7 protein-coding genes and 3 rRNA genes are annotated in these 13,823 nt (G+C 65.1%); 3 read left to right on the top strand and 7 right to left on the bottom strand.

All coding sequences use genetic code 11. The features are described 5' to 3' along the window. Positions 1-113: 113 nt before the first annotated feature. The gene (locus tag ACQEVZ_RS32935) at positions 114-2,732 is read right to left on the bottom strand and encodes a valine--tRNA ligase (protein WP_433373674.1); all 2,619 of its coding nucleotides are present in this window, start codon (positions 2,730-2,732) and stop codon (positions 114-116) included. A gap of 73 nt (positions 2,733-2,805) precedes the next feature. On the opposite strand from ACQEVZ_RS32935, the gene ACQEVZ_RS32930 reads away from it, so the two are divergent. After that, positions 2,806-3,672 (top strand): hypothetical protein, encoded by an 867-nt coding sequence (locus ACQEVZ_RS32930; RefSeq protein ID WP_433373671.1) that lies wholly within the window; start codon positions 2,806-2,808, stop codon positions 3,670-3,672. A gap of 85 nt (positions 3,673-3,757) precedes the next feature. Then, a complete protein-coding gene (locus ACQEVZ_RS32925; RefSeq protein WP_433373668.1) occupies positions 3,758-4,384 on the top strand; it encodes a hypothetical protein in 627 nt (208 codons plus the stop codon). A gap of 96 nt (positions 4,385-4,480) precedes the next feature. Here ACQEVZ_RS32925 and rrf read toward each other — a convergent pair. From rrf to ACQEVZ_RS32910, 3 genes are all read right to left on the bottom strand, one after another. Continuing rightward, positions 4,481-4,597: ribosomal RNA gene (gene rrf / locus ACQEVZ_RS32920) — 5S ribosomal RNA — on the bottom strand. Between the two features lie 109 nt (positions 4,598-4,706). After that, a 23S ribosomal RNA gene (locus tag ACQEVZ_RS32915) occupies positions 4,707-7,824 on the bottom strand. A 354-nt stretch (positions 7,825-8,178) separates the two neighbouring features. Continuing rightward, a 16S ribosomal RNA gene (locus ACQEVZ_RS32910) occupies positions 8,179-9,695 on the bottom strand. The 16S, 23S and 5S rRNA genes sit together here, the layout of an rRNA operon. A gap of 715 nt (positions 9,696-10,410) precedes the next feature. On the opposite strand from ACQEVZ_RS32910, the gene ACQEVZ_RS32905 reads away from it, so the two are divergent. Beyond that, the gene (locus ACQEVZ_RS32905) at positions 10,411-10,623 is read left to right on the top strand and encodes a hypothetical protein (RefSeq protein WP_344501468.1); all 213 of its coding nucleotides are present in this window, start codon (positions 10,411-10,413) and stop codon (positions 10,621-10,623) included. A gap of 34 nt (positions 10,624-10,657) precedes the next feature. On the opposite strand, the gene ACQEVZ_RS32900 is transcribed toward ACQEVZ_RS32905, so the two are convergent. From ACQEVZ_RS32900 to clpX, 3 genes are all read right to left on the bottom strand, one after another. After that, the gene (locus ACQEVZ_RS32900; RefSeq protein WP_344501469.1) at positions 10,658-11,452 is read right to left on the bottom strand and encodes a carbon-nitrogen hydrolase family protein; all 795 of its coding nucleotides are present in this window, start codon (positions 11,450-11,452) and stop codon (positions 10,658-10,660) included. A gap of 16 nt (positions 11,453-11,468) precedes the next feature. Then, a complete protein-coding gene (locus tag ACQEVZ_RS32895) occupies positions 11,469-12,302 on the bottom strand; it encodes an EamA family transporter (protein ID WP_433373664.1) in 834 nt (277 codons plus the stop codon). A 164-nt stretch (positions 12,303-12,466) separates the two neighbouring features. Further along, positions 12,467-13,762 (bottom strand): ATP-dependent Clp protease ATP-binding subunit ClpX, encoded by a 1,296-nt coding sequence (gene clpX / locus ACQEVZ_RS32890; RefSeq protein WP_344501471.1) that lies wholly within the window; start codon positions 13,760-13,762, stop codon positions 12,467-12,469. Positions 13,763-13,823 lie beyond the last annotated feature (61 nt).

Below are 13,823 nucleotides of genomic sequence, written 5' to 3'. Positions count from 1 at the left end.
CCTCGTTGAAGCGACCCGGCCCGCTCACGCCGCCCCCTCCGCTGCGCTCCGGCGACGGCGCGAGCTCCACCCTGCAATCCTGGTTCGCAGCCCTCCGCTACGCTCCGGCCCGCTCACAGCGCGTCCAGCTGCCCGTTGATCCGGGCCAGGTCGGTCTCGGCGGCGGCGAGCCGCTGGCGGATCTTCTCCACGACCGCGTCGGGTGCCTTGTCGGTGAACGCCGGGTTCTCCAGCTTGGCCCGGCACTGCGCGGCTTCCTTCTCCGCGGCGGCCTTGTCCTTGCCGAGCCGGGCCCGCTCCGCGGCGACGTCGATCGTGCCGCGGGTGTCGAGCTCGACGGTGACCCCGACGCCGACGCTGAGCTTCGCGGTGGCCGCGAACTCCGCACCGGGCGCCTCGAGCCGCGCCAGGGACCGGATGAGACCCTCGTGCGCGGACAGGCCGGCGGCGTCGAGGCCTTCGAGCCGGGCGACGACCCGCTGGGCCGGCTTGACGCCCTGGTCGGCGCGGAACCGGCGGACCTCGGTGACGACCCGCTGCAGGTCGGCGACCTCCCGCTCGGCGGCGTCGTCCACCAGCGCCTGGTCGGCGAATGGCCAGGCGGCCCGCACGAGCGTCGGCGCGCCGGTCAGCGTCGTCCACAGCTCCTCGGTCACGAACGGCGTGATCGGGTGCAGCAGCCGCAGCAGCTGGTCGAGCACGTGCCCCAGCACCCGCTGCCGCTGCGGCGTCATGGCGCCCTTCGACAGCTCCAGGTACCAGTCGCAGACGTCGTCCCACGCGAAGTGGTAGAGCGTGTCGCACACCTTCGCCAGCTCGAACGCCTCGAACTGCTCGTCGACCTCGGCGATGACGTGCTGGAGCCGGGACAGGATCCACCGGTCGACGGTCGACAGGTCCTCGGTGGGCAGGTCACCCTCGACGGTCGCGCCGTTGGACAGGCCGAACCGGGTGGCATTCCACAGCTTGTTGCAGAAGTTGCGGGCGCCCTGCACCCACTCCTCGCTGACCGGCACGTCGGCGCCGGGGTTGGCGCCGCGGGCGAGGGTGAAGCGGGTCGCGTCGGCGCCGAACCGGTCGATCCAGTCGAGCGGGTCGACGACGTTGCCGAACGACTTCGACATCTTCTTGCCGTGCTGGTCGCGGACCATGCCGTGCAGCATGACGACGTCGAACGGCTGGCGGCCGTCCATCGCGTACAGGCCGAACATCATCATCCGGGCGACCCAGAAGAACAGGATGTCGTAGCCGGTCACCAGGACGCTGGTCGGGTAGAACTTCGCCAGGTCGGGGGTCTCGTCGGGCCAGCCGAGCGTGGAGAACGGCCACAGCGCCGAGGAGAACCACGTGTCGAGGACGTCCTGGTCCTGCGTCCAGCCCTCGCCCGTGGGCACCTGCTCGTCGGGGCCGACGCACACGACCTCGCCCTGCGGCCCGTACCACACCGGGATGCGGTGACCCCACCACAGCTGCCGGGAGATGCACCAGTCGTGCATGTTGTCGACCCAGCCGAAGTAGCGCTTGGTGAGCTCCGGCGGCTCCACCCGGACCCGGCCGTCGCGGACGGCGTCGCCGGCGGCCCGCGCCAGGGGCTCGGTGCGCACGAACCACTGCAGCGACAGGCGCGGCTCCACGGTGGTGCCGCACCGCTGGCAGTGGCCGACGGCGTGGACATACGGCCGCTTCTCCGCGACGATGCGCCCCTCGGCGCGCAGCGCGGCGACGACGGCGGGCCGCGCCTCGAAGCGGTCCAGGCCGAGGAACGGGCCGTGCACGGTGATGACGCCGTGCTCGTCCATGATGGTGAGGCTCGGCAGGTCGTGCCGCTGGCCGATCTCGAAGTCGTTGGGGTCGTGCGCGGGGGTCACCTTGACCGCGCCGGTGCCGAACGCCGGGTCGACGTGCGCGTCGGCGACGATCGGGATCCGGCGGCCGGTGAGCGGCAGCTCGACCTCGGTGCCGACGAGGTGCTTGTAGCGCTCGTCGTCGGGGTGCACGGCCACCGCGGTGTCACCGAGCATCGTCTCGGCCCGCGTGGTGGCCACGACGATCGCGTCGGCACCCTCGCCGTAACGGATCGAGACCAGCTCACCGTCGTCGTCGGAGTGCTCGACCTCGATGTCGGACAGCGCGGTCAGGCACCGGGGGCACCAGTTGATGATGCGCTCGGCCCGGTAGATGAGGCCGTCGTCGAAGAGCCGCTTGAAGATGGTGAGGACGGCGCGGGACAGCCCCTCGTCCATGGTGAACCGCTCGCGGCTCCAGTCCACGGAGTCGCCGAGGCGGGTCATCTGGCCGAGGATCTTGCCGCCGGACTCGGCCTTCCACTGCCAGACCTTCTCCACGAACGCCTCGCGGCCCAGGTCGTGCCGGGACTGCCCGGACGTGGCGAGCTGCCGCTCCACGACGTTCTGCGTGGCGATGCCGGCGTGGTCCATGCCGGGCAGCCACAGCGCCTCGAAGCCCTGCATCCGCTTCCGGCGGATGATCGCGTCCTGGACCGTGTGGTCGAGGGCGTGACCGATGTGCAGCGAGCCCGTCACGTTGGGTGGGGGCAGCACGATCGTGAACGGTGGCTTGTCGCTGGCCGTGTCGGCCTTGAACAGACCGTCGGCCACCCATCGCTCATACCGCCGCTGTTCCACCTCGCCGGGCGCATACTGGGCCGAGAGCACCGAGGCAGTGGGGGCGGTCGGCTCGGCGCTGCCGGGCGTCCGTTGAGTCTCCGTCACAACAGCGAGTCTAGAACTTCGCGCGTGGGGTCTACGCTCGCCATTGCCCCCTCACTCAGGAGACTGATCGACGGTGACTTACCCGCCCCGCCCGTCCGACGACGAGCCCCACTCGCAGCCGTTCCAGCCCCAGTCGTACGACCTGGCGCCGGAGTTCGGCACGCAACAGGCTCCGAGCGGCGGGTCCTACCCGCAGCAGCCCGGCCCGTACGGCCCGCCGCAGTCGTATGCGCAGCCTCAGCAGCCGTACCAGCAGCCGGCGTACCAGGACCCGTACCAGGCGTCGGCACCGCCGTTCCAGCCGTCTGTACCGCCGTTCCAGCCCGCGGCGCCGTTCCCGGGGCAGGGCCCGGCCTTCCCGCCGCCCCCGCCGCCGCGCCGGGGCAAGGGGCTGAAGATCACACTCGGGATCCTGGGCGCGCTGTTCCTGATCTGCGCGGTCGGCTGCGGCGTGTTCCTGTATCCGATCATCGACGCGTCCGGCACCACGGTGACGGCGCCGGAGACGCTGCCGGGCGGGCTGAAGAAGGAAACCTCCGACGAGATGCAGACGATCGTCGACCAGATGGAGCGTGATCTGCGCAACGACGTCGGCGACGTGGACGAGGTCGCGGCGGGCATCTACAGCACCGGCGACCCGCAGAAGCTGGTCGTGATCGTCGCGGCGACGTCCACGGTCGTCTTCCCCGACGACGAGATCGAGGACGCGTTCAAGGGCTTCAACTCCACCGGCGGCAGCGTCGGCGGGCAGACCAGCTACCCGGCCGGCGACCTGGGCGGCACGGTGAAGTGCGCGAGCGGCACCGAGGACGAGCTGCCGATGACCCTGTGCGCCTGGGCCGACCACGGCAGTGTCGGCATCGGGGTGTTCATCGGCCGGGACCTCGGGGAGGCCTCGGACCTGTTCCTGCAGATCCGCCCGGCGGTGGAGTCCCGCTGATCGCGTTTTCCGCTGATGTACCGGTGGGGTCGGGCCGCTGCGGTCCGGCCCCACTGTGCGTGCGGGGCCTTGCTAGGCTGCGCCGATGGTCGATCTTCCGGGCATCTCCGACGCGGATGAGCCTGATGACGAGCCGCGTTCTTCCGTCAATGTGAAGAAGGTGGCCATCGTCTGCGGGGCCCTCGCCGGCGTGGCCCTGCTGGGCTCCGCGGTCGTCTACGGCCCGACGGTCTGGCGGGTGACCCAGCAGAGCGACACCAAGGTGTCCACACCGACGCAGATCGGCTCCTACACGCTGTTCTCCACCGACGAGGCCGCTCAGGCCTCCGAGTACGTCCGGGACGCGATCGTGACCGAGGTCAGTCTCGACGACAGCCTCGGCGCCATCTACCGGGAGCCGAACGGCTCCGAGGCCCGCACGGTCATCCTCGTGGCCGGGACCGGCCGCATCTGGAAGCCGGAGCGGTCCCTGGACGGCGCCTTCAAGGCCGTCGCCGGCGCGGACACCGCGATCCGCGGGGTTCATGACGTCGACGCCGGCGACCTGGGCGGGGTGGCCCGGTGCGGCGAGATCGACGACAAGGACGGCGTGATCGCCGTGTGCGGCTGGGCGGACAACGGCTCGCTCGGCGTCGTGGTGCTTCCCGGCAGCAAGACGGCGGACGCGGAGAAGGCCCTGTCGACGATCCGGCCGGCCGTCGAGAAGCGCTGACCCCGGCTTTTTCTTCCGGCGCCTATCCGGCGCTGTTTTCCTGGTCTGGAAATGCGAGTAGCCCCAGCCGGATGGCTGGGGCTACTGCGAAATTTTGTCCGGCGGCGTCCTACTCTCCCACACTCTCTCGGGTGCAGTACCATCGGCGCTGGAGGGCTTAGCTTCCGGGTTCGGAATGGGACCGGGCGTTTCCCCTCCGCTATGGCCGCCGTAACTCTATGAACCTGTCAACCACCGCACACCCCAATCTCTGTCGGGGGTGCGTTCTGGTGTTGGTTCAGAATCACACAGTGGATGCGTTGTCTTCACAGCTTTTGTGTATGAGGTCAAGTCCTCGGCCTATTAGTACCGGTCAGCTCAAACCTGTTACCAGGCTTCCACTTCCGGCCTATCAACCCAGTGGTCTAACTGGGGGCCTTAACCCTCAAGGGGTGGGATACCTCATCTCGAAGCGAGCTTCCCGCTTAGATGCTTTCAGCGGTTATCCCTTCCGAACGTAGCCAACCAGCCGTGCTCTTGGCAGAACAACTGGCACACCAGAGGTTCGTCCGTCCCGGTCCTCTCGTACTAGGGACAGCCCTTCTCAAGTATCCTACGCGCGCGGCGGATAGGGACCGAACTGTCTCACGACGTTCTAAACCCAGCTCGCGTACCGCTTTAATGGGCGAACAGCCCAACCCTTGGGACCTACTCCAGCCCCAGGATGCGACGAGCCGACATCGAGGTGCCAAACCATCCCGTCGATATGGACTCTTGGGGAAGATCAGCCTGTTATCCCCGGGGTACCTTTTATCCGTTGAGCGACACCGCTTCCACCTGCCAGTGCCGGATCACTAGTCCCGACTTTCGTCCCTGCTCGACCTGTCAGTCTCACAGTCAAGCCCCCTTGTGCACTTGCACTCAACACCTGATTGCCAACCAGGCTGAGGGAACCTTTGGGCGCCTCCGTTACATTTTAGGAGGCAACCGCCCCAGTTAAACTACCCACCAGACACTGTCCCTGAACCGGATCACGGTCCGAAGTTAGATACCCAAATCCAACAGAGTGGTATTTCAAGCTTGCCTCCACAACCACTGGCGTGGCCGCTTCACCGGCTCCCACCTATCCTACACAATCGAATTCGAGTACCAATGTCAAGCTATAGTGAAGGTCCCGGGGTCTTTCCGTCCTGCCGCGCGTAACGAGCATCTTTACTCGTAGTGCAATTTCGCCGGGCCTGTGGTTGAGACAGTGGGGAAGTCGTTACGCCATTCGTGCAGGTCGGAACTTACCCGACAAGGAATTTCGCTACCTTAGGATGGTTATAGTTACCACCGCCGTTTACTGGCGCTTAAGTTCTCCGCTTCGCCCCGAAGGACTAACAGGTCCCCTTAACGTTCCAGCACCGGGCAGGCGTCAGTCCATATACATCGTCTTACGACTTAGCATGGACCTGTGTTTTTAGTAAACAGTCGCTTCCCCCTGGTCTCTGCGGCCACCAACCGCTCCACCAGCACGTGGTCTCACCATCGGTGGCCCCCCTTCTCCCGAAGTTACGGGGGCAATTTGCCGAGTTCCTTAACCACAGTTCGCCCGATCGCCTCGGTATTCTCTACCTGACCACCTGTGTCGGTTTGGGGTACGGGCCGCTCGAAACTCGCTAGAGGCTTTTCTCGGCAGCATGGGATCACTGACTTCGCCTGAAACGGCTCCGCTTCACGTCTCACCCTCAAGCAGTGCGGATTTGCCTACACTGCGGGCTACACGCTTGCCCCGGCACAACCACCGGCCGGGTCCAGCTACCCTCCTGCGTCACCCCATCGCTTGCCTACTACCCCACAAGTTCCCAACATCAACCCATCCACCCGAAGGCTTCAAGGAATCCGGAGGTTAGTACATGAAGGTTCAGCATGGACGCTTCTACGCGGGTACGGGAATATCAACCCGTTATCCATCGACTACGCCTCTCGGCCTCGCCTTAGGCCCCGACTCACCCAGGGCGGATTAGCCTGGCCCTGGAACCCTTGGTCATCCGGCGGCAGGGTTTCTCACCCTGCTTTCGCTACTCATGCCTGCATTCTCACTCGCGTCACCTCCACGGCTGGATCACTCCGCCGCTTCACCGGTGACACGACGCTCCCCTACCCATCCACACACCTGGACCCTCATCCGAAGAATCAGGCCGGGTTATCATGTGAATGCCACAGCTTCGGCGGTGTGCTTGAGCCCCGCTACATTGTCGGCGCGGAACCACTTGACCAGTGAGCTATTACGCACTCTTTCAAGGGTGGCTGCTTCTAAGCCAACCTCCTGGTTGTCTATGCGACCCCACATCCTTTACCACTTAGCACACGCTTAGGGGCCTTAGCTGGTGATCTGGGCTGTTTCCCTCTCGACTACGAAGCTTATCCCCCGCAGTCTCACTGCCACGCTCTCACTTACCGGCATTCGGAGTTTAGTTGACTTCAGTAAGCTTGTAGGCCCCCTAGGCCATCCAGTGCTCTACCTCCGGCAAGAAACACGTGACGCTGCACCTAAATGCATTTCGGGGAGAACCAGCTATCACGGAGTTTGATTGGCCTTTCACCCCTAACCACAGGTCATCCCCCAACTTTTCAACGTTGGTGGGTTCGGCCCTCCACGCGGTCTTACCCGCGCTTCAGCCTGCCCATGGCTAGATCACTCCGCTTCGGGTCTAGGACACGCGACTGAACGCCCTGTTCAGACTCGCTTTCGCTACGGCTCCCCCACACGGGTTAACCTCGCCACGTATCACTAACTCGCAGGCTCATTCTTCAAAAGGCACGCCGTCACCCCCACCAAACGGTGGGACGCTCCGACGGATTGTAGGCGCACGGTTTCAGGTACTATTTCACTCCCCTCCCGGGGTACTTTTCACCTTTCCCTCACGGTACTAGTCCGCTATCGGTCACCAGGGAGTATTTAGGCTTACCAGGTGGTCCTGGCAGATTCACGGCAGATTACAGGAGTCCGCCGCTACTCGGGAACACACCAACACAGACCCGCGATTTTCGCCTACCGGACTCTCACCGTCTACGGTGCCGCTTTCCAGCGGACTTCGACTAACCACGAATTTTCTGACTGTGCAACCAGATGGCAGCCTGGTTCAGACATGTCCCACAACCCCGCACACGCAACCCCTGCCAGGTATCACACGTGCACGGTTTAGCCTCATCCGCTTTCGCTCGCCACTACTCACGGAATCACAATTGTTTTCTCTTCCTGCGGGTACTGAGATGTTTCACTTCCCCGCGTTCCCTCTACCCGCCCTATGTGTTCAGGCGGGAGTGACACCACATGACTGGTGCCGGGTTCCCCCATTCGGACACCCTGGGATCACAGCTCGGTTGACAGCTCCCCCAGGCCTATCGCGGCCTCCCACGTCCTTCATCGGCTCCTGGTGCCAAGGCATCCACCGTACGCCCTCAGCAACTTGACCACAAAAAAAGCTATAAAGATGCTCGCATCCACTGTGCAATTCTCAACCAACACCAAACCCACACCTCTTTATCAGCCACAACCTCGCCGGCTACGCCGACCGGTTTTGCGACAGATGTGGATCTCGTCTGAAAACAACCCCGCTCACGCGCTGATTGTTTCAGGACCCAACAGGGTGCCTGTGTGACCTCCCAACCGCATCCAATCGCCGTTCCACGCCCACAAGTGAGCAGTACTAGGACACATGAACCGTTGTCAGGAAGTCTTCGCCAGTGTCTCCGCCATATGAGCACCCTGTCGACACATTCGGTCGACCATGGGCTCCTGTCACCTTTCGGTGAAGGTTGCTCCTTAGAAAGGAGGTGATCCAGCCGCACCTTCCGGTACGGCTACCTTGTTACGACTTCGTCCCAATCGCCAGTCCCACCTTCGACGGCTCCCTCCACAAGGGTTGGGCCACCGGCTTCGGGTGTTACCGACTTTCGTGACGTGACGGGCGGTGTGTACAAGGCCCGGGAACGTATTCACCGCAGCGTTGCTGATCTGCGATTACTAGCGACTCCGACTTCACGGGGTCGAGTTGCAGACCCCGATCCGAACTGAGACCGGCTTTTTGGGATTCGCTCCACCTTACGGTATCGCAGCCCTTTGTACCGGCCATTGTAGCATGCGTGAAGCCCTGGACATAAGGGGCATGATGACTTGACGTCATCCCCACCTTCCTCCGAGTTGACCCCGGCAGTCTTCGATGAGTCCCCGGCATAACCCGCTGGCAACATCGAACAAGGGTTGCGCTCGTTGCGGGACTTAACCCAACATCTCACGACACGAGCTGACGACAGCCATGCACCACCTGTGAACGCCCCCGAAGGACACAACATCTCTGCTGCTTTAGCGCCCATGTCAAACCCAGGTAAGGTTCTTCGCGTTGCATCGAATTAATCCGCATGCTCCGCCGCTTGTGCGGGCCCCCGTCAATTCCTTTGAGTTTTAGCCTTGCGGCCGTACTCCCCAGGCGGGGCGCTTAATGCGTTAGCTGCGGCACAGAGAACCGGAGAGGCCCCCCACACCTAGCGCCCAACGTTTACAGCGTGGACTACCAGGGTATCTAATCCTGTTCGCTCCCCACGCTTTCGCTCCTCAGCGTCAGTATCGGCCCAGAGACCCGCCTTCGCCACCGGTGTTCCTCCTGATATCTGCGCATTTCACCGCTACACCAGGAATTCCAGTCTCCCCTACCGAACTCAAGCCTGCCCGTATCAGCTGCAAGCCCACAGTTGAGCTGCGGGTTTTCACAGCTGACGCAACAAGCCGCCTACGAGCTCTTTACGCCCAATAAATCCGGACAACGCTCGCGCCCTACGTCTTACCGCGGCTGCTGGCACGTAGTTGGCCGGCGCTTCTTCTCCAGGTACCGTCACTTGCGCTTCGTCCCTGTCGAAAGAGGTTTACAACCCGAAGGCCTTCATCCCTCACGCGGCGTCGCTGCATCAGGCTTCCGCCCATTGTGCAATATTCCCCACTGCTGCCTCCCGTAGGAGTCTGGGCCGTGTCTCAGTCCCAGTGTGGCCGGTCGCCCTCTCAGGCCGGCTACCCGTCGTCGCCTTGGTAGGCCATCACCCCACCAACAAGCTGATAGGCCGCGAGCCCATCCCAGGCCGAAAAAACTTTCCACACCCCACGATGCCGCGGAGAATGAATATCCGGTATTAGCCCCCGTTTCCGAGGGTTATCCCAAAGCCTAGGGCAGGTTACTCACGTGTTACTCACCCGTTCGCCGCTCGAGTACCCCGAAGGGCCTTTCCGCTCGACTTGCATGTGTTAAGCACGCCGCCAGCGTTCGTCCTGAGCCAGGATCAAACTCTCCAACAAAATCTGGAAAATCAGTCCTGGCAACAAACAATCGTTTGTCACCAAAGGAATCCTCGGACACGACAACAAAGCCATGTCACGGGGTCAATCAATTGGCACTGGCTTAACAAGCACCCTGTTGAGTTCTCAAACAACCAACACACACCGCTGAAGCTCGCTCAGTTGAGCTTGCCTCATCCGGGGCAACTTCTCTACTTTACCAGGTCGCTCGCCGTTGTCAAGTCCGTATTTCCGGGCTATTCAACTTCAAGCGGCTTCCCGAGCATAACAAGGACACCGTTTCCGGTGATCTTGTTCGGGAGATCCAGTAGGACCGGCCGGCACTGGAGCGTGTGTCGCTCGCTTGCCCGCCCGGCTCCCTGCCGGCTTTGTTACTTTACCAGGTCGTTCCTGCCTGTCAAGTTCGCGTTATCCGCTTGTCGACCTTCTGGAACGTTTCCCGCACACGCCAGCCACACCGTTTCCGGTGTGGAGACCTGCTCGGGATTCCGACTGGACCGGCCGGCTCGAGCCTCTCGGCTTTCACCCGCCCGGCTCCCTGCCGGCTGGATCAACTTACCTGGCCGGCTTCGCGATCGCAAATCCGGCTTACACCGGTTGAAACCGCACCACCCAGGAAGAAGTCCGGCGAACCGGTCGTTTCCGACCAGTCCCTCGGACCTGGAGAACCGTACGGGGAACGGCGAACCCGCGTCAAATCGGGGAGGATGACGGCATGACGCCGAGCCCCCACGCGGACGCACTGCTGGACATGCTCTTCCCGCTGTGGCAGTTCGTCATCGGGATCGCCGTGGCGTTGTTCGTGGTCGTGGCCACCTATCGGCTGGCGATGCGCGGGCCTTCACGGATGCGGGCCGCGATGCTCGTCACGGGCGCGGCGATCGTCGGGATCACCGTCGTCGGCATCCTGAGCAACCGCCACGCCTGACCCGGCGGCAACCGCCGGGCCGGCGCGGGGAGGGTCAGAGCCGGCGGTTGGCCAGGCTCGGCAACGTGGCGCGGATCTCCGCGAGCCGTGCGAAGTCGAGATCGGCGAACGTGACGCCCACGACATCGGGCGCCAGGGCGACGACCGTCCCCCAGGGGTCGATCACCATGCTGCGCCCGAAGCAGGTGCGGTCGGGGTCGTGGTTGCCGACCTGCCCGGCGGCCAGCACATAGCACTGGTTCTCGATCGCGCGGGCACGCAGCAGCGGCTCCCAGTGGTCGCGGCCCGTGTGGAGCATGAACGCCGCCGGCACCACGAGCACCGTCGCACCGTCGATCGCCAGCTGCCGGTACAACTCGGGGAAACGAAGATCGTAGCAGATCGACAGGCCGAGAACGGCCTCGTCGACGTCGAGCAGCGTGGTCTGCGTGCCGGGCGCCACCGTCGCGGACTCATGATAGGAGACGCGACCGGGGATCTCGACGTCGTAGAGGTGGATCTTCCGGTAGGTGCCGGCGAGTCCGCCCTGGCGGTCGAAGACGAGCGTGGTGTTGTACGTGTGCTCGGGGTCGGGCCCGACCTCGTGGAAGGAGCCGGCGTGCACCCACATCCCGAGCTCGCGCGCGGCGTCGGCGAAGAAGGCCGCGAACTCCCCGTCGATCGCCTCCGGCTTCGGCGCCCCGTCGGCGCGGCCGAGGTAGTCCACGTACTCCGGAAGCACCGCCAGATCCGCACCGCCCGCGGCGGCACGCTCCAGCAGGGTCCTGGCCACCCTCAGGTTGTCGGCCCGGTCGTCACGGGCGTTCAGCTGACACACCGCTACGCGCATACCCTCAGCCTATCGATCAGGCGGCGGTCAGGACGAGAGCAGCGGCGGCCAGACCGAGCCCGGTGATCTGCAGCGGCCGCATCCGCTCCCGGTCGACGGCCATCGCGAGGAAGACCGTGCTCACCGGGTACAGCGACGCGATCGGCGCGGTGATGCTCAGCATGCCCCCGCGGACGGCCACGAGGTAGAACGCGTTGGCGGTCACGTCGAACGCGCCGGCGGTGCTCGCGAGCGCCACCGACGTCCGGTCCATCCGCAGCGGCACGCGCATGACGCGCATCGCCACGAGGAGCCCGGCGACCCCGGCGACGCGGCCCGACAGCAGCGGCCACATCCCGGACGCGTGCGATGTCTGGGCGATGAGGGTGAAGTACCCACCGAACAGCAGCCCGGCGCCGAGCGCGGCGACGATCGTCCCCCGCGGGACGGTGACGCCGCCGGTCGGGCCGGCGCTGACGAGCGTGATGGCGGCGACGGCGAGCACCGCGCCGCACAGGGCGAGCGCCGACGGGCGCCGGTCCAGGACGAGGCCGAGCAGCAGCGGCACCGCGGCCGTCGTCGTGGCGGTCAGCGGCGCGACGACCGACATGGCGCCGCCGGCGAGACCGCGGTAGAAGACGACGAGACCCGCGACGCCGACGACGCCGGCCGCGGCGCCCCACGTGAGGTCGGCGGCGGCCGGCAGGCCCGGGCGGGTGACGATCAGCCAGCCGACGACCAGTGGGATGCCGGCCAGCTCGGCCACGAGCGCGATGCCGAACGAGTCGGTGCGCTGACTCGCCTTGCCGCCGGCGAAGTCACCCGCACCCCAGACGAGCGCGGACACGGCGGCGAAGACGAGTGACAACACGCCGAGAACGCTATTGGTTGTCATCGTGCACCGCCACCGCGTTTTCCGTCGCGTTACTGGCAGTGTGATCCGTATTCCGTTGCTCAGGTCGTACACATGCCGCAAACGCCACAAAGAGAAGCGCCGCCCACCCGTGGGGGTGGACGGCGCTGCGTCTCGTGCGGCTAGGCCGACTTCTCCTCGCGGTCCGCGCGGCGGCGGCCGGCCCGGTGGGCGGCGAGGTCGCGGGGAACGATGGTCGGGATGACCTTCTCGAGGACGACCTCGCGGGTGATCAGCACGCGGGCGATGTTGGGGTTGCTGGGCACCTCGTACATCACGCTGAGGAGCACTTCCTCCATGATCGCGCGGAGGCCGCGGGCGCCGGTGCCTCGGAGGATCGCCTGGTCGGCGATCGACTCGAGGGCCTCGGCGTTGAACTCCAGCTCGACGCCGTCGAGCTCGAACAGGCGCTGGTACTGCCGGACGAGCGCGTTGCGCGGCTCGGTGAGGATCTTGACCAGCGCGTCGCGGTCGAGGCTCTTGACGCTCGTGATCACGGGGAGGCGGCCGATGAACTCGGGGATGAGCCCGAACTTCAGCATGTCCTCCGGCATCACGTCGCCGAAGCTGTCGTCGAGCGTGCGGTCGGTGATCGAGCGCAGGTTGGCGCCGAAGCCGGTGCCGCCCTTGCCGACGCGCGCCTGGACGATCCGGTCGAGCCCCGCGAACGCGCCACCGCAGATGAACAGCACGTTGGACGTGTCGATCTGGATGAACTCCTGGTGCGGGTGCTTGCGGCCGCCCTGCGGCGGCACGTTGGCGACCGTGCCCTCGATGATCTTCAGCAGCGCCTGCTGCACGCCCTCGCCGGACACGTCCCTGGTGATGCTGGGGTTCTCCGACTTGCGGGCGATCTTGTCGACCTCGTCGATGTAGACGATGCCGGTCTCGGCGCGGCGGATGTCGTAGTCCGCGGCCTGGATCAGCTTCAGCAGGATGTTCTCGACGTCCTCGCCGACATAGCCGGCCTCGGTGAGCGCCGTGGCATCCGCGATCGCGAACGGCACGTTGAGCATCCGGGCCAGGGTCTGCGCCAGGTGGGTCTTGCCGCAGCCTGTGGGGCCGATCAGCAGGATGTTGGACTTCGCGAGCTCGACGCCGTCGCTGGAGTTGCCGCCGGACTCGGCCTGGACCCGCTTGTAGTGGTTGTAGACCGCCACCGCGAGGGCCTTCTTGGCCTGGTCCTGCCCGACCACGTACTGGTCGAGGAAGGCGCAGATCTCCATCGGCTTGGGCAGCTCGTCGAACTTGACGTCACCCGACTCGGCGAGCTCTTCCTCGATGATCTCGTTGCAGAGGTCGATGCACTCGTCGCAGATGTAGACGCCCGGTCCTGCGATCAGCTTCTTCACCTGCTTCTGCGACTTGCCGCAGAAGGAACATTTCAGTAGGTCGCCGCCGTCGCCGATCCGTGCCACCTACGATCTCCCTGCATTCGGCCGGACTGACTGCCCGGATCGCGTCGCGCCTGTGCTTCGC

The organism is Dactylosporangium sp. CA-152071, assembly GCF_050936335.1.
GTDB lineage: Bacteria > Actinomycetota > Actinomycetes > Mycobacteriales > Micromonosporaceae > Dactylosporangium > Dactylosporangium maewongense.
Note: the sequence above shows the minus strand (reverse complement) of the source record. Positions and strands in the feature narration are given on the sequence as shown.